At 59.2% G+C, this 17,488-nt stretch carries 21 protein-coding genes; 6 read left to right on the top strand and 15 right to left on the bottom strand.

Annotated elements, in window-relative coordinates:
- Positions 1-185 precede the first annotated feature (185 nt).
- The 5 genes from ACSR1C_RS18965 to ACSR1C_RS18945 form a co-directional block, all read right to left on the bottom strand.
- Complete coding sequence (locus ACSR1C_RS18965) at positions 186-2,210, bottom strand: conjugal transfer protein TraG (RefSeq protein WP_460260678.1); 2,025 nt, start codon at positions 2,208-2,210, stop codon at positions 186-188.
- A gap of 145 nt (positions 2,211-2,355) precedes the next feature.
- Positions 2,356-3,792 (bottom strand): mercury(II) reductase, encoded by a 1,437-nt coding sequence (gene merA / locus ACSR1C_RS18960; protein ID WP_460260677.1) that lies wholly within the window; start codon positions 3,790-3,792, stop codon positions 2,356-2,358.
- A 1-nt stretch (position 3,793) separates the two neighbouring features.
- A complete protein-coding gene (merF, locus tag ACSR1C_RS18955) occupies positions 3,794-4,042 on the bottom strand; it encodes a mercury resistance system transport protein MerF (RefSeq protein ID WP_460260676.1) in 249 nt (82 codons plus the stop codon).
- Between the two features lie 5 nt (positions 4,043-4,047).
- A complete protein-coding gene (locus ACSR1C_RS18950; protein ID WP_460260675.1) occupies positions 4,048-4,380 on the bottom strand; it encodes a heavy-metal-associated domain-containing protein in 333 nt (110 codons plus the stop codon).
- A 13-nt stretch (positions 4,381-4,393) separates the two neighbouring features.
- On the bottom strand, positions 4,394-4,792 hold the full coding sequence (locus ACSR1C_RS18945; protein WP_460260674.1) for a mercuric transporter MerT family protein: 399 nt from the start codon (positions 4,790-4,792) through the stop codon (positions 4,394-4,396).
- A 74-nt stretch (positions 4,793-4,866) separates the two neighbouring features.
- Here ACSR1C_RS18945 and ACSR1C_RS18940 point away from each other — a divergent pair, with 74 nt between their 5' ends.
- Complete coding sequence (locus ACSR1C_RS18940) at positions 4,867-5,280, top strand: MerR family transcriptional regulator (RefSeq protein ID WP_460260673.1); 414 nt, start codon at positions 4,867-4,869, stop codon at positions 5,278-5,280.
- Positions 5,280-5,606 (top strand): YnfA family protein, encoded by a 327-nt coding sequence (locus ACSR1C_RS18935; RefSeq protein ID WP_460260672.1) that lies wholly within the window; start codon positions 5,280-5,282, stop codon positions 5,604-5,606. Before ACSR1C_RS18940 ends, ACSR1C_RS18935 begins: the two co-directional genes overlap by 1 nt.
- Before the next feature lie 103 nt (positions 5,607-5,709).
- Here the strand turns inward: ACSR1C_RS18935 and rlxS are convergent, their stop codons facing one another.
- The 9 genes from rlxS to ACSR1C_RS18890 all read right to left on the bottom strand — a co-directional run bounded on the left by rlxS (position 5,710) and on the right by ACSR1C_RS18890 (position 13,359).
- Positions 5,710-7,680 (bottom strand): relaxase/mobilization nuclease RlxS, encoded by a 1,971-nt coding sequence (gene rlxS, locus ACSR1C_RS18930; RefSeq protein ID WP_460260671.1) that lies wholly within the window; start codon positions 7,678-7,680, stop codon positions 5,710-5,712.
- Between the two features lie 24 nt (positions 7,681-7,704).
- Complete coding sequence (locus ACSR1C_RS18925) at positions 7,705-7,998, bottom strand: hypothetical protein (protein ID WP_460260670.1); 294 nt, start codon at positions 7,996-7,998, stop codon at positions 7,705-7,707.
- Between the two features lies 1 nt (position 7,999).
- Positions 8,000-8,635 (bottom strand): lytic transglycosylase domain-containing protein, encoded by a 636-nt coding sequence (locus tag ACSR1C_RS18920; RefSeq protein ID WP_460260669.1) that lies wholly within the window; start codon positions 8,633-8,635, stop codon positions 8,000-8,002.
- Complete coding sequence (gene traF, locus ACSR1C_RS18915) at positions 8,623-9,123, bottom strand: conjugative transfer signal peptidase TraF (RefSeq protein WP_460260668.1); 501 nt, start codon at positions 9,121-9,123, stop codon at positions 8,623-8,625. Before traF ends, ACSR1C_RS18920 begins: the two co-directional genes overlap by 13 nt.
- Positions 9,123-9,356 (bottom strand): helix-turn-helix transcriptional regulator, encoded by a 234-nt coding sequence (locus ACSR1C_RS18910; protein ID WP_460260667.1) that lies wholly within the window; start codon positions 9,354-9,356, stop codon positions 9,123-9,125. The genes traF and ACSR1C_RS18910 overlap by 1 nt, the downstream gene beginning before the upstream one ends.
- Before the next feature lie 178 nt (positions 9,357-9,534).
- Positions 9,535-9,684 carry a hypothetical protein gene (locus ACSR1C_RS18905; protein ID WP_460260666.1) on the bottom strand — a complete coding sequence of 50 codons (150 nt, stop codon included), beginning with the start codon at positions 9,682-9,684 and terminating at the stop codon, positions 9,535-9,537.
- A 309-nt stretch (positions 9,685-9,993) separates the two neighbouring features.
- Positions 9,994-10,332 carry a DUF736 domain-containing protein gene (locus ACSR1C_RS18900; protein WP_460260665.1) on the bottom strand — a complete coding sequence of 113 codons (339 nt, stop codon included), beginning with the start codon at positions 10,330-10,332 and terminating at the stop codon, positions 9,994-9,996.
- Between the two features lie 913 nt (positions 10,333-11,245).
- Positions 11,246-12,103, bottom strand: a complete 858-nt coding sequence (locus tag ACSR1C_RS18895; RefSeq protein ID WP_460260664.1) for a hypothetical protein — start codon at positions 12,101-12,103, stop codon at positions 11,246-11,248.
- Positions 12,104-12,105: 2 nt separating this feature from the next.
- Positions 12,106-13,359 carry a hypothetical protein gene (locus ACSR1C_RS18890; protein WP_460260663.1) on the bottom strand — a complete coding sequence of 418 codons (1,254 nt, stop codon included), beginning with the start codon at positions 13,357-13,359 and terminating at the stop codon, positions 12,106-12,108.
- Positions 13,360-13,465: 106 nt separating this feature from the next.
- Here ACSR1C_RS18890 and ACSR1C_RS18885 point away from each other — a divergent pair, with 106 nt between their 5' ends.
- Genes ACSR1C_RS18885 through ACSR1C_RS18870 form a run of 4 tightly spaced genes read left to right on the top strand, consistent with a single transcriptional unit; the run spans position 13,466 to position 16,446 of the window.
- Positions 13,466-13,942, top strand: coding sequence for a TIR domain-containing protein (locus tag ACSR1C_RS18885; protein ID WP_460260662.1), 477 nt, complete (start codon positions 13,466-13,468; stop codon positions 13,940-13,942).
- Positions 13,943-13,952: 10 nt separating this feature from the next.
- On the top strand, positions 13,953-14,576 hold the full coding sequence (locus ACSR1C_RS18880) for an Nmad2 family putative nucleotide modification protein (protein WP_460260661.1): 624 nt from the start codon (positions 13,953-13,955) through the stop codon (positions 14,574-14,576).
- Positions 14,573-15,724, top strand: coding sequence for a hypothetical protein (locus tag ACSR1C_RS18875; protein ID WP_460260660.1), 1,152 nt, complete (start codon positions 14,573-14,575; stop codon positions 15,722-15,724). The genes ACSR1C_RS18880 and ACSR1C_RS18875 overlap by 4 nt, the downstream gene beginning before the upstream one ends.
- The gene (locus ACSR1C_RS18870; protein WP_460260659.1) at positions 15,721-16,446 is read left to right on the top strand and encodes a uracil-DNA glycosylase; all 726 of its coding nucleotides are present in this window, start codon (positions 15,721-15,723) and stop codon (positions 16,444-16,446) included. The genes ACSR1C_RS18875 and ACSR1C_RS18870 overlap by 4 nt, the downstream gene beginning before the upstream one ends.
- Positions 16,447-16,489: 43 nt before the next feature.
- On the opposite strand, the gene ACSR1C_RS18865 is transcribed toward ACSR1C_RS18870, so the two are convergent.
- Positions 16,490-17,434: a DUF2493 domain-containing protein gene (locus tag ACSR1C_RS18865; protein ID WP_460260658.1), complete on the bottom strand. Its 945-nt coding sequence runs from the start codon at positions 17,432-17,434 to the stop codon at positions 16,490-16,492.
- Positions 17,435-17,488 lie beyond the last annotated feature (54 nt).

The raw sequence follows: 17,488 nt of genomic DNA, 5'->3' as shown, positions 1-17,488 counted from the left end.
CCGGGAATGGTTTGCCGCCCGCAATCAGTTCGCTATCATGTTCGATGAGCGCTTCAACGCGTGACCGTATCTGAAACCCGCATGGGCCAAACCAGATACACAGAGTTCATGACACTCCCTCTAAGCCGCTGAAATCTCTTATATCCTTTATGCACGACGACGCACGATCACTTGCGGGATCTTACTCAAAACCCGTCCAGCAGATCCCTGTCCGGCCCCATGGCTTCGTTGACACCATAGGCGCGCGCGGGTGTGGCGGCGCGATCGATCATGTTCTTATCGGCAGTGCTGTCAGAATCATCATCCAAGAGGTTCGGCAATTCGCCCTGCTCGGGCTCAGTGGTTTTAACAATTTCCTCGCCCATTCCCGGATGGCGCTGTTGCTGCATCCCGCCTTCGTCGGTGGAGATCGATTTTGCATCATCTTGAGCGGCAAGCCGCGTGTCAGCCTTGCGCACTTGCTTGCCCCAATCATCTGGTCGCGTTTCAGGCTTGTCGGCATAATCGCCATCGGCCAGTTTCGGCGCGGGCAGCACCCACTCGGTGAAATTCTCATCCTCATAATATCTGAGTTTGTTCGCGCGGATCGGCGCAAGGCCGGAGATCAGCACCAACTCATCCGTCGGCGGAAGCTGCATGACCTCACCAGGGGTCAGCAAGGGCCGCGCTGTCTCCTGGCGGCTGACCATGACATGGCTGAGCCAGGGTGCCAGCCGGTGGCCGGCATAATTGCGCATGGCGCGCAGTTCGGTGGCTGTGCCCAGCGCATCGGAAATCCGCTTGGCGGTACGCTCGTCATTGCTGCTGAAAGCAATCCGCACATGGCAGTTATCGAGGATGGCGTTATTCTCACCATAGGCTTTGGAAATCTGGTTGAGGCTCTGGGCGATCAGATAGGCGCGGATGCCGTATCCCGCCATAAAGGCCAAGGCCGTCTCGAAGAAATCGAGCCGTCCCAAAGCGGGGAACTCATCCAGCATCATCAAAAGCTGGTGTTTGCGCGACTTCCTCGGGTCACCTTCAAGCCGCTCGGTCAGCCGCCGCCCGATCTGATTGAGAATCAACCGCACCAGAGGTTTCGTCCGCGAAATATCCGACGGCGGCACCACGAGATAAAGCGAGACGGGATGTTTGGCGTCCATCAGATCGGCGATGCGCCAGTCACAGGCCGCGGTCGCCGCCGCCACGGTCGGATCACGATACAGCCCAAGGAACGACATGGCAGTGGACAAGACACCTGAACGCTCATTCTCGGATTTGTTCAGCACCTCGCGGGCCGCCGACGCCACCACCGGATGCACCTGCGGATTTTCCTCCGTTCCCAGATGATTGGTCTCCATCATCCGCCTCAGCGTTGCTGGAAAAGACCGTGTCGGGTCAGACAGAAAAGTCGCGACGCGCGCCAGCGTTTTTTCTTCCTCGGCATAAAGCACATGCAGGATCGCACCCACCAGCAACGCATGGCTGGTCTTCTCCCAATGGTTCCGGCGTTCGAGCGCGCCTTCGGGATCGACGAGGATGTCGGCAATATTCTGGACGTCGCGGACCTCGTCCGCTCCCTTGCGCACTTCGAGCAGCGGATTGTAACGCGCTGAGCGCGGGTCGGTCGGGTTGAACAGCAGGCAATGGGAGAACTTGGTGCGCCAGCCGGCGGTCAATTGCCAGTTTTCGCCCTTGATATCGTGGATCACCGCCGATCCGGTCCAGGACAAAAGCGTCGGCACGACCAGCCCGACGCCCTTGCCCGAGCGCGTCGGCGCGAAAGCCATGACGTGCTCCGGCCCGTCATGACGCAGGTATTTTTCCTGAAACTGACCGAGAAACACGCCTGCCGACCGAAACAGCCCGGCCTTCCTCATCTCCCCCTTCAAGGCCCAGCGCGAAGAACCATATGTCGTCACCAACCGGCTCTGCCGCGCCCGCCACAACGAGCCGACCACCGCCGCCGCGCAGCCCATGAAGCCAGACGCCCCGGCCAACATGCCCGCCTTGTCGAACACCTCGGGCGCATAGGCTTCGTAGAAATACCACCATTGAAACAGCTTCCAGGGTTCATAAACCGGCCAGCCGAACAGCACGAACCACGGGTTGCCCAACTGCGCTTGATAGCCCAGCATGTCCGCACACCACTGCGTCGCCGCCCACACGCCCAGGATGACGATAGCGAACACGATAGCGATCTGGCCGATGAGGAGTTTGGTGGGGGTCATGGCGATGGCTCCGTTCTTCGATAAGACAAACGGAGCCAGTATCGCGCGGGCTGCTAATACCGCTTATAGCCTTTATGTACGCCGATCTGCGGTCAACACGGCAAAAAAGAGAGTGCTGTCACCTTGACCAACAGAACCGGCCCGGTCACCCCGCGCAGCAGGAGAGCTTTGCGACGTCCTTGTCGAAGCCTTGGGCAGCGAGTTTGAGCCCTTCCACGGTGGTGAGATAGGGAAAAATCGTCTCACCCAACTCCTTTGTGGTCATTCCATACTTGATCGCCAGCACCATGGTCTGGATGCTGTCGGCACCCTCGGGAGCGAGAATTTGGGCACCCAGAAACCGGTCCGATTTTGCATCCGCGACAAGTTTAATCAGCCCGCGTGTATCGCGGGCGGCCAGCGCACGCGGGACCTGATCCAGCGGTGCAACCGATGTCTTGGCCTCGAACCCGCGCTCAACGGCCTGATTTTCCGAAAGGCCGACACCGGCAACCTGCGGATCGGTGAACACCACCCATGGCATGACGGTATTGTCATAGGTGAGGCGGTCGCCGTTCAAAGCGTTCTTCGCGGCGAGCTTGGCGCCATAGGCAGCCATATAGACGAACTGGTCGCGCCCGGTGACGTCGCCGGCGGCATAGACGCCTTCGCGTGAAGTGCGCATCCGGTCATCGACGACAACACCGCCATTATGGTTCAGTTCCACGCCGCCTTCCGACAAGCCGAGACCGGTGGTGTTGGGCACGCGTCCGGTGGTCACAAGGACCTTTTCGGCGGTCAGCGTCTCGGCGCGACCATCCACATCAATGGTCAGCGTGACTTCACCGTCTTGCTGTTCGATCCCGGAATAGCTGAGGCCAGTGCGAATGGCGATGCCTTCGTTGGCCAGATAGCCGGTAAGCGCCTCGGCTATTTCTGATTCCGCCTCAGGCAACAGGCGCGAGCGCGTGACGAGCGTCACCCTAGTGCCGAGGCGCGCGAACATCTGCGCCAGTTCGCAGCCGATATAGCCACCACCGATGACCAGAAGCGAGCGCGGCTGTTCCCTAAGCTCCAGCGCAGTGGTGCTGGTGAGGTAAGGAACACGCTCCATGCCGGGGATGGAAGGAATCGCCGGCGATGTACCCGTGGCGATGATGATCTTACCGGTGCTGATCGGGCTTCCGTCCACCAGCACGCATGCCCCCCCACCCGAGTCACTGAGGCGTGCGGCGCCTTCCAGATATGCGACGCCATCATATTCGGGCAGCAGATCGATATATTTCTTCTGCCTGAGCGTCCCGACCAGATCGTCCTTGGCCGCGATCAGTGCGCGCCAATCACTGACATGGGCCTCTCCGGCAAGCCCGGGAAACCGGCCTGCCCTGTAAGTGCCATGCACCGCCTCGGCGGCGCGGATCATGGTCTTGGAGGGCACGCAGCCGACATTGACACAGGTACCGCCGATTGTGCCGGCCCCGATGAGGGCGACCTTCGCCCCCTCTCCGGCGGCCGTGATCGCGGCAGAGAAGCCCGCCGAGCCGGCCCCGATAACGGAAAGATCGTAGGTGCGGTCAGCGCGCGGCGCGCAGCAGTCGTTCATGTCAGTCACTTTCCTTGTTCGATTGTATTTCAGAGGCGCAACACGCCGCTGCCCGGTGCCGCAGCCAGAGCCCATAGGCAGTGATCGCGAGGAAGAGGACAAGCGATGGAATGAGCACATAATCGACCCAACCGAGCCAGGCCGACAAGCCAAAGGCGCCGAGCGCAATGACCAGGAGCGGTGTCGCGCAACAGATCGCCGCAACGACCGACCCGATAATGCCTGTCTTGAGGATCGTCGTGTCCTTCATCGGACTTAGCCTTTCACTGCCGCCGGGTATCCGGCATTGGCCGAGGCGGCAGCAATGAAATCGATACTCGTCACGGACGGATCGAACACGACGGTCGCCGTCCTGGCCCCGAAATCGACCGTCACCAGTCGAACACCCTCAACGCTCTCCATCGCCTTTCTCACCGTGACGGGACAGAGCGCACAGGTCATGCCCGGCACATCGAAAGTGACAGTCTGTTCGCTCGAAGCCGCCTGAGCCGCCGAAACAAGGACCGGCGACACGATAGTGGCGACGAGAGGTAGTCCGGATATGCCTAGAGCAAGCAATCCGGCAGCAACAAAGAACGTCGGTTTCATTGGGGTCTTCTCCTTAATAGAAAAACGGAGCCCACCAGTTGATGGTCAGCGCCAGAACGACCAGTACGGTCGAGAGCCACAGGGCGGATTTGGTGATGAGAGCGGATTCGGGACGGGCGCAGTAGGAGCCGTCCTCGCAGGCCGGTTTGGCGTTGAAATAGACCTGCCGAAAGCCGAGCCCGATGAAGACGAGCGCTATGCCCGCAAAAATCGGCTTGTAAGGTTCAAGCGCGGTGAGGTTTCCGATCCACGCGCCGGATATTCCAAGTGTCAGCAGCACAAGCGGTGCAATGCAGCAGGTGGAGGCAAGGATTGCGCCGATGACGCCGCCGGTTGCAAACCAGCCCTTGCGCCGATCGCTGGTTTCCAACGCCGCATCCGGCATTGTCGTTTCGATTTCCGTATTGCTCATGCGGTTTGTCCTCGAAGTTCAATTGAAAGCAAGCTACAGTCTGTAGCAACTACAGACTCAAGAGGAATTTTGAGATGACCGATCACGTTTCCGGAAAGACATTGCAGCGCGCCGAACTGGCAAGGCGCACAGGCTGCAATCTCGAAACCATCCGCTATTACGAGAAGACCGGCATGATGCCCGATCCACCGCGCACAGCATCGGGTTACCGCGTCTATGACGAAGCCCACGTATCGCGGCTGCGCTTCATCCTGCGCGCCCGCGAACTCGGCTTTTCCATCGAGCAGATCCGCGGCCTGCTCGACCTTGTCGATGGCGGCACCCAGACTTGCGCCGAGGTGAAGGAGCGGACCGAGCGGCATCTTACCGATGTCCGCGCCAAGATCGCTGACCTCCGGCGCATCGAAAAAGTGCTGGCGGCGACCGCCGCGCAATGCTCCGGCGAGGACGTGCCTGAATGCCCGGTCTTAGAGGCGCTGGCATCGTGATGGCGACACTCGCAATCTATATCGGCGCAGCACTGGCGGAAATTGCCGGCTGCTTCGCCTTCTGGGCTTGGTTGCGTCTGGACCGCTCGCCGCTCTGGCTCGTTCCCGGCATGGCCAGTCTCACGCTCTTCGCCTGGCTGCTGACGCGCATCGACAGCGATTTCGCGGGCCGTGCCTACGCTGCCTATGGCGGCGTCTACATCACGGCTTCGCTGTTCTGGCTTTGGGCGGCGGAATTCCAACGGCCTGACCGCTGGGACGTGACCGGTGCTGCGGTTTGTCTGGTCGGCGCCGCAATCATTCTATGGGGGCCGCGATCCATTTGATGGAGGGTCATAGATGGACGGCGGCGTCGTACCACCGAAGTCATCACCTTCCTTAGCCGTAGATCCGGGTCAGATCGCGATAGGCCATCATCTCCGAGAATGTTCACGAAATCCCCAGCCCGCGTTGTCGTCCTATGGTCCAGGAGATGCCGTCGGCGCGCATGACGCCTGAGACGTGCTGATCGATATGGCGATCGAGGACGGAGCGCCAGGGGACGAGGGTGAACTCGCGGGATTTTTCGATGACGGCGTATTTGCCGCTGGCGAGTTCGAGCGAGCGGCGTAACGTGCCTTCCACTTGGTCGCCGGGACGGGTTTCGGCATAGGCGAGGCCGAGTTGTTCGGAGAGTTGTCCGGCAATGCGGGTTAGTTCACGGCGGCGCAGGGTGGTGAGCATGTTGGCGCGGTAGATCGTGCTGCCCTGCTCTTCGCGCGCCAGACCTTCCGCGATCAGCCATTGACGACGGCGGGACTGGGCCTCACGCAGGTCGCGGCCAAAGCCGGAATCGCGGGTGGTTTCCGGCTGGCTGGAGACGAGTTCGCGGTCGAGCCATGTTGCGCCGTCTGAACCGATCTGCTGATCAAGGGTGAGGTGCGATAGCTTTTCCACGATGACCGGCGCGGCCTTGGCCCGCCCGCGTTCGTAATCGGCCACGCGGTCAAGATGGTCGGGCGCGATGATCCACGTGCCGTTCGGCTCGCGTTCGATGCTATCGGTGGCGCGGCGGATCGCTTCCAGTCGCCGGACATGGGTTTCGGCAAAATTCTCGGTGGCGCGGGGATCGTGTTTCAGGTGAATGTCGATATTGTAGCGCCCGCCGTTGGCTGCCGCGATTTCGGCGATGGTGCGGTCCACCTTGCGCGGCTCTATGCTTTTGGACGCAACGCGGATGATATTGCCTTCGGGCGTCGGCTCGGTCGCCTCACCTTTGCCGATGTCGATATAATGGGAGCGCCCATCCGTGGCATCGACGATCAGATAATGCCGGTCGTTTATCTCATCCGACAGGCCCCGCGCCATCACGCGCCCGGTGACGGGCTTCGTATGCGGATCGACGGGATCATGGATCGTATAATCCGCCGGGCTGCGGGCGATGTCTTTGGCCGCCATCTCGCGGTGCAGGGTCTTGATGATGTCACCGCGTTCGCCCATGCGGCGCAGCGTATCCTCCAATCCCGCTTCCAGCCGCCATTGGCTTGGGCGAAGTTCTTCGGCAAGGCCAAGACGTGCGAGCTTCTTCAATCGGCCTGCACGCAATGTCTGCTGGAAAGCGTTGCGGTCGATAGCGGAAACGATGCCGTTCTCGTCCATTTCGCGCATGAGGCGGCGGTCGATGCTGGTCAGCCGTTCCTGCTCGACCTCATGGCGCAGCCGGTTCTCGATCTCGCGGTCTGTGCGCGGCCCAAGATCGAGACTGACTAGTTCCGCAGCGCGCTCGCGCATGCCGGTGGTGATATAGTCCCGGGCGATGATCAGATCGTGACCCTGATCATCCTTGCCGCGCAGCATGATATGCGTGTGCGGATGGCCGGTGTTGAAATGATCGACCGCCGCCCAATCGAGCTTCGTGCCAAGATCCTCTTCCATCTGCGACATCAAACGGCGGGTCAGCGGTTTCAGGTCGTCATATTCGATGCCATCCTCAGGCGCCACGATGAAACGGAACTGGTGGCGGTCATCCTCGGCACGGTCGAGAAAAGTCTTGCCGTCGGCCTCATTCTCCAGCGCATTGTAAAGCTGACCCGGCTCGCCCTCGCGGGTCACGCCGTCGCGCTGGATATAACGCAGATGCGCCCGCGCGCCGTTCATGCCCTTGCCGGCCAGCCTGACGATGCGCGATTTGATGATGACCCGGCGCTGACGAAAGGCGGCATAACGGTCGCGGCTGGAAAGCACGCGGCCAACGCCCGCACCGCGCCCGATCCGGCTGCCGCTGAAGTTTGATCTGCCCCCACCGCCGCCACGCGCAAGGTTCGATGCGGCTAGAACCTTATGCAGAAATTTACGTCCGCTTTTGGAGCCGCGCGAGCGGATTTTGCCGAGCTTTGGTTTGAAGTCGTCATCATCAGCCATGGAGCGCCTCATCAAATTATAGTGTTAAAAATATTGGGGAAAATCAGCGTGTTGCCGGAGGGCCGGCACTACGGCATGGCGCTTGGCACTATCCAGCCTCCAGAAAAAACAATGTGCAGACAAAGGCTTACCGTCCGCGACACTCGCGGATGGTGCCGGAGCTTTATCTTGCCTTACACAGCATTCTTCATCCTCCCCGCGACCATCCACGATCACCAGCGACCGATCCTCCACCGAGGCAAGAAGCCCGACAGCAGCAAGGCCGCAGCGCCGGGCAAAACTCACGCTGAAAATCGCAACGGAAAGCGGCATTTTCATCTCATTTCTCGTTCTGTTTTTGGGTGGAAAGCGGCACGAAAAGTTCGCCATTTCGCGCGGCATTTTCGCTGTTTTCGCCCGTCGAAATCGGGAAAAACAGCCGCGTATCGAAGGCGATTTGCGACGAATTTTGTGCGGACGACGGGCTGGTTTTTGCATTCGTGACGACGGTTTCCGGCATATCTGCAAGCGTCTTTTCGATGCCGGCGACATAGGCGCGGGTCTCGGCAGGAAGCGGATTCCCAGTGCGTAAATGCTCGGCGTAACGTCCCGGCCCGGCATTGTACGCGGCGAAAAGACCCGGACTGCCGAAGCGCTCGTACATGGCCTTAAGATAGGCCGTTCCTGCCAGAATATTGGTGCGCGGATCGTAAGCGTCAGCGCCCAAACCATGCTGCTCGCGCAGTTCCTCCCAGGTGCCGGGCATGAGCTGCATCAGGCCCATCGCGCCCTTGGGCGAGATTGCTTTGGGATCGCCATTGCTCTCGGCCATGATGACGGCCTCGATCCATTTCGCGGGAATGGCGAAACGCTGTGACGCTTCTTTGATATGCGCCTGAAACTGGTCAAGCGTAGCCGCTTCAGCGGGGGAGATAATCGCGGCGGCGGCAATGATGAGAGGCGTTATTCGGTCCATAGCGGCGCAAGCCTCCCGATGATCTGGGCACGCGGGACCGGCCCGAAATAGCGGCTGTCGAAGGAATCGGCAGGCTTCAGGAGCAGGAAGAATTCGTCACCGACGAGTGCGCGGCACTCGTTCCAGCGCGGCATGGGGCGACCTTTGCTGTCAGCCTCAATCTGGTGGGCAACGATTTTGCCGTTGATGATGATCGCGCCGTCAAAGACGCAAACATCATCGCCGCCTATGGCCGCAATGCGCTTGATCAGCGGCACGCCAGCAGGCAGATAGCGGCGCTCGGCGGCCAGTTTGGCGATGGATTTTGGCGGGGAGATAAGCACCAGATCGCCACGTTCCGGCGCACCGGATGTGACGCGATAGAGGCCAATCGGCGCGCTGGCGGAAGCGTTCCAGACCAACAAGGGCACGTGAACGATGGCGGAAATGCCGATCAGCGTCACACCGGATATGGCGACAACAAGGGGAAGGAGGACGGCTTTTTTCATCACCGCGCCCCATCCGATGTGGAGCTTTGCCGCCGCCCTTCTGACCAGGCGTCGAGGTCGGCGATGTGATAACGCACATAGCGGCCATGCTTGCGAAAGCGCGGACCATTACCGGTGAGGCGCATCTTCTCAAGTGTGCGATAGGAGAGGCTGAGGTAATGCGCGGCCTCTCTCGTGGTGAGAAACGGGCTGCCCTTTTTAGCCTCGCTCGCTCGTGATTGATCGTCTTGCATCGTTAGCTCCTTTCGGCGTGAATGGGCTAAGGATGGCGAGCAAGGGCGCGTCGCGGGACGCTCGAAAAACGGGGGGTATCGAAATCGAGCCCCCTCTTTCGCCGCCCTTTTCGTTCACGCGAAAGTGGCGGCGCGCGACATGGCTGCCGTCGAAGAAAACGCGCGGAAAGAAGGGGCGCTATGCCCCTTCCGCTTCCTCCATCGCATTGAGCTGGGCCTGTAATTCGGCGATCTTGGCGCGGCTCCATGCGCGCTCATCTGCGGGCAGTCCCCCGCGCAATTCGATGTCCAAGAGTTCGATCCAGATGGCGATATCGATGCGTGACATGGTGAAAATCTCCTGATGATTGAGCCGTTCTCCCGTCGAGAACGCGCCCTGCGGTCATCCGGATAGCGAGGGTCAAGGCCGCGTCAGCGCCGCGAAGCGGGGCGTGGGGGAGCCGAAATGCGAGAGCATTTTGGGGGTACCGCGCAGCCTTGAGGCTCGCGTTTGGCCGGGTGGCATACTGAAGAAATCGAGACGGAAAGCCCGTTTCCGCAGGAAACTCCGCATCAATTCCAGCGGTTCAACAGGCGCGAAAGCATGAGAAAAGCCCCACCACGGTCGATCCGCAGCGGGGCTTTGAGGGAAACCGGATTAGCGGTCGCGCGGCTCCCAGAGGGCGATATGGGTGGTGCCGTCTTCGCCGGGCTGTTCCAGCTTGACCAGGCGGGCGCGCACCCAGTTGGGGCCAAATTCCGGCGCGCCGATCTTGAGATTCAGGTAGGTCTCGCCGCTGGTTTTGGCGATCTGGCTCCAGCCCGCGCCGACTTCGTAGCGGTTGCCGTTGCCGGCATAGACGCGATGATCGGGGGCGTTTTCGCTCATCTTGTCCACGGGGACGATGACGAGGCTGGCGGTGACGTTGAGGGTCTTGAGCGTGCCGGTGAAGCTGCCGTCTGCGGATTTGGTGAAGGCGCCAAGGGTGATAGCCATGATAAGTCTCCTATGCTGTTAATCGCGGGACCATCCCTGCGATGTCACCAGCGAAAAGACCGCAAAGGCGGGCGGTTCACCTGTAAGGGCGAAGCAAAGCGGAGCACCCGCCGGGCGGGGAAATTTGCCTCGCGAGGAATGGCCGTAGGCCAGGGGAAATTTTTCCGACCGAAGGGTTGAACGGACCGGCGCGGGATTTAAGCGTCAAGAGACAAGCAGGGATTGGTCCTCGATGAATAGCGGGACAGGGAGACGAATGGTCTGTCGCCCGCAACTTTCACCGCCTTGCCTGACAGCTTTACCGGTTACTCGAATGTCCGCCACCGCCAGCCGGAGAGGCATTCTTCCGTGCAAGGATGAGCCTCAAAATGTCCCTTCCTCGCCCTAATTGCCGGTGGCACGATACGGAAAATGAAGCCGGATAGACACACCAAAACACGCGGCAAAGACCGCCGCAATCCTCATCCGCCGCGCTATTTCGACCCCAGATGCGCCGCCCAAGCCCAAGCTGGGCACGCCCGCAAGACGACCCATCACACCGCCTACAGGAATCACCGCATAGCCATTCCCGCCCCGTCCCGGCCTCACCAGATCAATTGGGGCACGGGGCTTTTCAGGGAGGAAGCAGCGACTCGCCGCCCGCCCGCGAACGCGGGCAAAGCACCAGGGATGGAAGCCCGAAGGGCCGAAACCGCACAGCGGGTTCGGTTCACGACAGCCCGGCGCGCGGGACACTTACCCGCGCGGGTGCCCACGTCGTCAACGCTGATCGGCTGAATTTGACCCGAAATCAACATTGACGTGTTCGGCGATCCAAGTGAGGTCAGCACCAAGCGCATCGAAATCGTTCCGGACTTCCGTTGGATTGAGCGGCAACACATAGGTAGTCACTAATCTCGACGTCAAGTTCCGTTTAGATCAATGATTGCCCCATCCCCTTGCCAACAAGCGCCGCAATTTCGCTAGGACGATAGGATGCGGCAAGAAGACGGTTTTCATCGTCGCTCAGGCCGTTTTCATATCCGTCCCAACTTGCAGCCGCCGCAACCTCGCCGATCCGCTCAAGGCCGTTGACCACCCGTTCGTCGGGATTGGGCTGACTCTGCACAGGCGGAAACCATTCGGCAAATGCCGGGCGAAGCTTTCGGATCACATCAAGTGTCGCGCCGCCAAACCCGCCCGCGAGATAGAGCGGTTGGCGACGTTCTAGCGCAAAAAGCACCTCTTCGAAGATGCCGGGCATAGCGCCCTGGAAGCCTTCGCGCTTTCCACCGATCACTATACGCGCATCAGTGTTCGCGGTCATATAGGCTCTAAGCCCCGACAGGGATCGGGATCGCTCGTCATCAGTCGGCTCGTTGACTGGCGTCTCAATAATCGGGCCATCAAGTCTTTCACCGTCCGCAGAGAGGAAATATATCTCGCCGAAGAGGCCCAGAAAATCCTTCTGTTCTGAAATCTGTTCCGGGGTCATAGCGCGGTGCACTGTCCAAGAGAGGCATACCTTGAGGGGCCGGTCGCGTCGCCCGTATCGGTGCAGCTCTTCAATGAGAAAGTTTGTGATTCCTTCAAGCTGAAGGTGACCTCCGTAATATAGAGTACCCCCCGCGATGACGACGGTGCGTGCCAGCTCTCCAAGCGTCATCCGAAAATGGGTATCGAGGAGGCCAAGGCGTTCGAGGTCCGGGCTATCGGATACCGAAAAGCCCAGACGCTTGCCCTTTAGTGCATCTGCTGGAAGAAGTTCTGTGCGGTTTGGGTCCTGTGTCATCCTCATCCGCCTCTCGTAGCGAGTTGGCGCGGAGTCATGATGTCAATGTCGCGCCCAAGACGTGTAGTCCGTGCATAGTTGATCAACACATCCCGTTCTTCCGGTCCGAGCGGGGGGTCAGGGTGAAGAATGCGGATATCACCGCCGTTGGGATCGTCTCCTTGCTGCGCAACGTACCCTTCAATCCAGTGAGAAAGTGTTAGCGGCTCAGGGGCATGCGGTGCCCACCATGCAACATCCAGCTCGGGACGTTCGCGCGCAAGCTCCCTTTGATGCATCCAAAGCGCACGCTTCAGGCATTCATCCACCAGAAGATTCAGTGCGCGGTAAACATCCTTGCGCTGCCACCGTCCATCCGACTTCCTGACTGCGATCCGGGGAACATGGTCCATCAAAAACGACCCGCGTTCTTCGCCATAGCCGATGGCGTCCATCATGATGACCGGCATTCCATGGGTCTTTGCGATAACCACTTCGCGTTGGCACCATTCGCGGCTGGAATAGAGGTCTGTGCGCAAAGCCAGCATTGCGCTTGTGCCCGACTTCCTTCGCAGTTCCTCATCCCAATCTGTGCCCGGTTGCAGATCATTCGCATCGAAGAATTCATTGAGGCGCGTGTTCCGTATGACTTCGCGCACCAGATCGACCAGCGCATCAACGTCCTCGCCCTCTATATGGCTGTGCCGTTTCGTGTGGCTGATAAACGCGGTCAGCCGGTCCATCTCATCCGGTGAAATCAACTGTGCGAGGCCTTGCGTCAGATCGCGGCAAAGAATGCTGTGAACATCCTCGCCGTTACGGTCCGGATCGTTTGCGGCGATGAACTGAAAGCCGCCCAGTATCCGGCCAAGCGCGGTGCCGTTCGTTGCACCTGCATCCAGAAGGTAGGGAAACACGCCAATGCGATCCGACGCGGATGCGTGCATATCCTGTATCGCGGCTACATACCCATGCCATTGAGAACCGGGGTTTTCGGCAGAGGCCGCCATCTCTGTGCCAAGGAGTGGGACCACCGCAACGAAGCTCGCAGGCCGTATGCCGTTCGGCGCGGGGCTTTCCTCATCATATACCGGTCTGGGCGCAGTGCCGGGACCTTCCCATCCCGCGCTTCGCAGAGATACCTGCACACCACCACCGATCACACCCGAAAACGTCGGCCCTTGCATGAAGTGGTTGAAGATGGCCGTGGCGAAGTCAGTTCCACGGCGGTCCTCCGGGTGCCAGACAACGAAGATTTCAAGGATCGGCGGTAGCATCTGACTCCTTTCGTGGGCTGAATGATCTCCGCTCGCACTATCCGCATATTTAGTGTAATCTGCAAGCAAAGTTACCATATATGGTCAAGCTGAAAGGATAGCACCGATGAGCAACAAGACCAAAAATGTATTCATCAGTCACGTCCACAAGGACGATGCCGGCCTGACCGACCTCAAGAACCTACTCAAGAGCAAGGGCATGGAGGTACGGGACAGTTCGATTAATTCTGACCGGCCGAATAATGCCAAGTCGCCCGAGTACATCAAGTCAGAAATACTTGCCCCGAGAATCGATTGGGCAAGCACGATGATCGTCTACATCTCACCCGAAACCAAGAACAGCGAATGGGTGAACTGGGAGATCGAGCGCGCGCACAAACAGGACAAAACCATTGTCGGGGTCTGGGAGCGCGGTGCCAACGGCTGCGAAGTGCCGGAGGCGCTGGATGAATACGGGCATGCCCTTGTCGGGTGGAATGCAGAAAAGATAATTGACGCAATAAATGGCGACTATGAGCAGTTCGAGACACCGGACGGCACCCCCTGCGACCCCCGGCCTATTCGCCGACATCCTTGCGGTTGACGTAGCTGACGTGCCGATCCTTCACAGTTATATCGTCGCCTATGATAGTGGCTTTGCGCCAAACCCGTTTAACGGCTTCTGCACGCTCGCAACCTGCAAGCCGGATATCAGGCAGCGTGCATCTCTTGGCGACTGGATCGTCGGTACAGGGAGTAACAGGAGGGGCGTGCGACGCGGCGGTTTTCTTGTCTATGCGATGCGTGTGCATGAAGCCTTGACCTTTGCCGAATATTGGAGCGATCCGCGCTTCGAAAAGAAGAAGCCGAACCTTTACGGCAGCTACCGGATGGCCTGCGGCGATAACATCTATCGTCCGATAGAGGGCGGCGGATGGAAGCAGCTTAATTCCTATCATAGCAAGGAAAACGGATCGCAATTCCAGAAGCATATTAACCGGGACACGTCTATTGACCGTGTGTTGATCAGTGATGACTTCGTCTATTTCGGTGCGGAAGGTCCGGAGATTCCAGAGGCCTTAAAGGATGCCGGCCTTGTTCTTTCCGGCAGGGGGCGGAAAAAGATCGAAGAGGCTGCCACTATCGCGGATTTTGAAAGTTGGCTGGAGGGGCTCGGCGTGAAGGGATACCAGGGACGGCCATTCGATATGGTTGAGGCAGCGAGGAAGCCGAGATGAACGGATCACCGCCCAGCACACATGTCCTGCTTTCGGAATATGAGCGCGCAGTCGCCCCGACGGACCGTTTCGCAGATGCCGAGGTAACACCAATCCTGCTCGGATTGTTTGGCGAAGTGGGCAGTGTGATGAGCACGTCCAAGAAGCTGCACAGGGAGAAAAGCGCATTTGCAGGTTATATGCGCGATGTCGAGGAAGAGCTTGGTGACACACTCTGGTATGTGACCGCTCTGTGCAGGAGGCTGAAGGTCAATCTCTCGGACCTTTTCTCGGAGGTTCTTGAAGGCAATGGCTTCACGATAGGCGTGGCCGCGAACGGCGATCCGAGCAATCCGGTTGCAAAGGTCATCAGCACAGCCGATCTCGCGCCGCTCGATTCTATATTGCTGCGCCTTGGCGAGCAGTCAGCGCGTCTCCTCAGCATGGATATGGACCCCGCGAAGGCAAAGCCGCTGTTGCTGGAGTTCATCAGGGTATACATTGAGGCAGTGCAGGCCTCGCGGGTGTCCTTCGCTGCTGTTCTGAACGGGAATATTGCGAAAACATGCGGTCGTTTTATCGCGCCGTCTCCTGATGATCTGCCCGACTTCGATGCTAACTTTCCGGAAGAAGAGCAGCTTCCACGCGAGTTCGAGATTGAGATAACCCAACGTGCAGACGGTCGAAGCTATCTGCGGTGGCACGGCGTGTTCATTGGCGACCCCTTATCCGACAATATCGGTGATCCCGACGGCTACCGTTTTCACGACGTTTTCCACTTCGCCAATGCCGCCGTTCTTCACTGGTCGCCGACATTCCGTGCCCTGATCAAACATAAGCGCAAAAGCAGGAAAGATGTTGACGAGGCACAGGACAGCGGCCGTGCGATTGTCATCGATGAAGGCCTGTCCGCCTATATCTTTTCGCACGCCAAGTCCCTGAATTTCTTCGATGGGCAGAAATCCGTTTCGTTCGACCTGCTTAAGGCGGTCCAAAACTTCGTGCGGGGCTACGAAGTCGAACAATGCCCACTTCATCTTTGGGAGAATGCGATTCTGCAAGGGTACGATGTGTTTCGTCAAATGCGCAAAAACAGCGGTGGCATCGTCATCGGGAACAGGAAAGAGCGGACGCTGCGTTACAAGCCGCCGGGAGGAAAAGCTGCATGAGTTCAAAGGACATTTTGAATGCCCTCAAGCTGATGGAATTCGAGAACACGTTTAACCCGTATTTCGACCGCTGCCCGATCTATGATGCTGTCGAAGCCCCCGAATTGCGGCGCTACTACCTTGCAGAGATGCTGGAACGTGCCGCAGCAGCAGAGCTTGATGCCATATGGGTGGGGCGCGATCTTGGCTATCGGGGCGGTCGCCGGACAGGTCTGGCACTCACCGATGACGTTCATTTTTCCCACCATCTTATTCGCTGGGACCTCGAACCTATGCGCCCGACATGCGGTGAGCCGGTTGCGGAAAGAACGGCGGCGGCAATCTGGGACGTTCTGCTTCGCGTGAAGGTCCCGGTTTTTCTCTGGAATGTTTTTCCGCTTCACCCGTTCGTCGAAGGCGATCCGTTTTCCAACCGCGCTCACAATGCGCGAGAGCGTAAGGCCGGAGCAGAAATTTTGCTGAAGATGGTCGAATATCTAAGGCCGAAAAGGATCATTGCCATTGGGAATGATGCCTACACCGTATTGTCAGGTGTGTTTTCCGAAGACCTCGTTCAAAAGGTCCGGCACCCAAGTTATGGAGGGCAAAGCGAATTCCTCACCACGATGAGAGGTCTCTATCGCGGTGAGGTAATTAATAACGGACTCGACCTATTTCCGCCGGAGCAGCCGGACACTGAGAAGATGGCCGCATCGGACGGTCGGCGCAGCGTCGCTCAATGACAGCGCATAGTCGTCATACAGAAATATTGAGATAAGCGGCGCATCATGCGCCGCCCTCGCATTGCCAGACCTTGATGCCCATTTTGCGGGCTTTGTCAGCTAGGTTTTGACTGATGCCGGAGCCAGGAAAGGCGATGACGCCTATGGGCATTGCATCAAGCATTTGATCGTTGCGCTTGAAGGGCGCGGCGTTCTTAAAGCGGTTCCAGTCGGGTTTGAAAACGATCTGCGCGACGCCGCGATTATCGGCCCAGCAGGCGGCTATTTTCTCGGCTCCCTTCGGCGATCCGCCATGGATCAGCACCATATCGGCGTGTTTGGCATGCGCCTTGTCGAGGGCATCCCAGATGCGGGTGTGGTCGTTGCACTCCATGCCGCCGGTGAAGGCAATGCGCGGGCCGGTGGGCAAGAGCGGCTCGATCTCGGCCTTGCGTTTGGCGGCGATAAAATCGCGGCTGTCGATCATGCTCGCCGTCATCGTCTGGCGATTGGCCATCGAGCCGGAACGCGGTTTCCAGGCGGAGAAGGTGTATTTCTCGAACCATGATGCGCCGATGTCGCGGAAGGCTTCGAACGCATTGCGGCGCTCGATGATCGAAATGCCCTGCGCCGTCATTCGCTCCAGCTCGACGGATTTGACCTCCGAGCCGTCCTGTTCACGCTGCATCCGGCGCTGCGCCTGCTCGTTGTCGTCGAGCGCGCGGTCGAGATTGGCGATCTTGCGGTGGAAGATGTTGACGAGATTCCAGAGCACATCGTCGAGATCGTCTTCGAGCCGTGTGTCAGCCATCAGGGCGGTCAGGGATTCGAAGGCGTTCTCGATCTCCTGTTCGGCGCGGGCGGCTTCAGGCAGCGGGCGCGGATCGGGCTCGTCGCCATGGGGGCGATAACCATACATCTGCAACTCATCGAGCAGATGGGCGGTTGGCGATGATGTGTGATGGGGCTCGTCGTCGAAGGGTTCAATGAAGGGGTTATGAAGCGTCATGGCGGGGTCTCCCGTTTTGCGAGGCCGCGCCACCCGCGGCCTTTCCGGGGATCG

The organism is Actibacterium sp. D185-2, assembly GCF_054954595.1.
The sequence above is the reverse complement of the archived record's forward strand: the minus strand, read 5'-3'. Positions and strand labels throughout refer to the sequence as shown.

What these genes read in the sequence shown, in the direction of transcription:
- ACSR1C_RS18920 (WP_460260669.1), bottom strand. Translation starts at nt 8,635, where the DNA reads ATGGACCGAATAACGCCTCTCATCATTGCCGCCGCCGCGATTATCTCC.
- ACSR1C_RS18950 (WP_460260675.1), bottom strand. Translation starts at nt 4,380, where the DNA reads ATGAAACCGACGTTCTTTGTTGCTGCCGGATTGCTTGCTCTAGGCATA.
- ACSR1C_RS18905 (WP_460260666.1), bottom strand. Translation starts at nt 9,684, where the DNA reads ATGTCACGCATCGATATCGCCATCTGGATCGAACTCTTGGACATCGAA.
- ACSR1C_RS18935 (WP_460260672.1), top strand. Translation starts at nt 5,280, where the DNA reads ATGGCGACACTCGCAATCTATATCGGCGCAGCACTGGCGGAAATTGCC.
- ACSR1C_RS18865 (WP_460260658.1), bottom strand. Translation starts at nt 17,434, where the DNA reads ATGACGCTTCATAACCCCTTCATTGAACCCTTCGACGACGAGCCCCAT.
- merA (WP_460260677.1), bottom strand. Translation starts at nt 3,792, where the DNA reads ATGAACGACTGCTGCGCGCCGCGCGCTGACCGCACCTACGATCTTTCC.
- ACSR1C_RS18890 (WP_460260663.1), bottom strand. Translation starts at nt 13,359, where the DNA reads ATGCTACCGCCGATCCTTGAAATCTTCGTTGTCTGGCACCCGGAGGAC.
- ACSR1C_RS18900 (WP_460260665.1), bottom strand. Translation starts at nt 10,332, where the DNA reads ATGGCTATCACCCTTGGCGCCTTCACCAAATCCGCAGACGGCAGCTTC.
- traF (WP_460260668.1), bottom strand. Translation starts at nt 9,123, where the DNA reads ATGAAAAAAGCCGTCCTCCTTCCCCTTGTTGTCGCCATATCCGGTGTG.
- ACSR1C_RS18940 (WP_460260673.1), top strand. Translation starts at nt 4,867, where the DNA reads ATGACCGATCACGTTTCCGGAAAGACATTGCAGCGCGCCGAACTGGCA.
- ACSR1C_RS18945 (WP_460260674.1), bottom strand. Translation starts at nt 4,792, where the DNA reads ATGAGCAATACGGAAATCGAAACGACAATGCCGGATGCGGCGTTGGAA.
- ACSR1C_RS18965 (WP_460260678.1), bottom strand. Translation starts at nt 2,210, where the DNA reads ATGACCCCCACCAAACTCCTCATCGGCCAGATCGCTATCGTGTTCGCT.
- ACSR1C_RS18925 (WP_460260670.1), bottom strand. Translation starts at nt 7,998, where the DNA reads ATGAAAATGCCGCTTTCCGTTGCGATTTTCAGCGTGAGTTTTGCCCGG.
- ACSR1C_RS18910 (WP_460260667.1), bottom strand. Translation starts at nt 9,356, where the DNA reads ATGCAAGACGATCAATCACGAGCGAGCGAGGCTAAAAAGGGCAGCCCG.
- ACSR1C_RS18870 (WP_460260659.1), top strand. Translation starts at nt 15,721, where the DNA reads ATGAGTTCAAAGGACATTTTGAATGCCCTCAAGCTGATGGAATTCGAG.
- rlxS (WP_460260671.1), bottom strand. Translation starts at nt 7,680, where the DNA reads ATGGCTGATGATGACGACTTCAAACCAAAGCTCGGCAAAATCCGCTCG.
- ACSR1C_RS18885 (WP_460260662.1), top strand. Translation starts at nt 13,466, where the DNA reads ATGAGCAACAAGACCAAAAATGTATTCATCAGTCACGTCCACAAGGAC.
- ACSR1C_RS18875 (WP_460260660.1), top strand. Translation starts at nt 14,573, where the DNA reads ATGAACGGATCACCGCCCAGCACACATGTCCTGCTTTCGGAATATGAG.
- merF (WP_460260676.1), bottom strand. Translation starts at nt 4,042, where the DNA reads ATGAAGGACACGACGATCCTCAAGACAGGCATTATCGGGTCGGTCGTT.
- ACSR1C_RS18895 (WP_460260664.1), bottom strand. Translation starts at nt 12,103, where the DNA reads ATGACACAGGACCCAAACCGCACAGAACTTCTTCCAGCAGATGCACTA.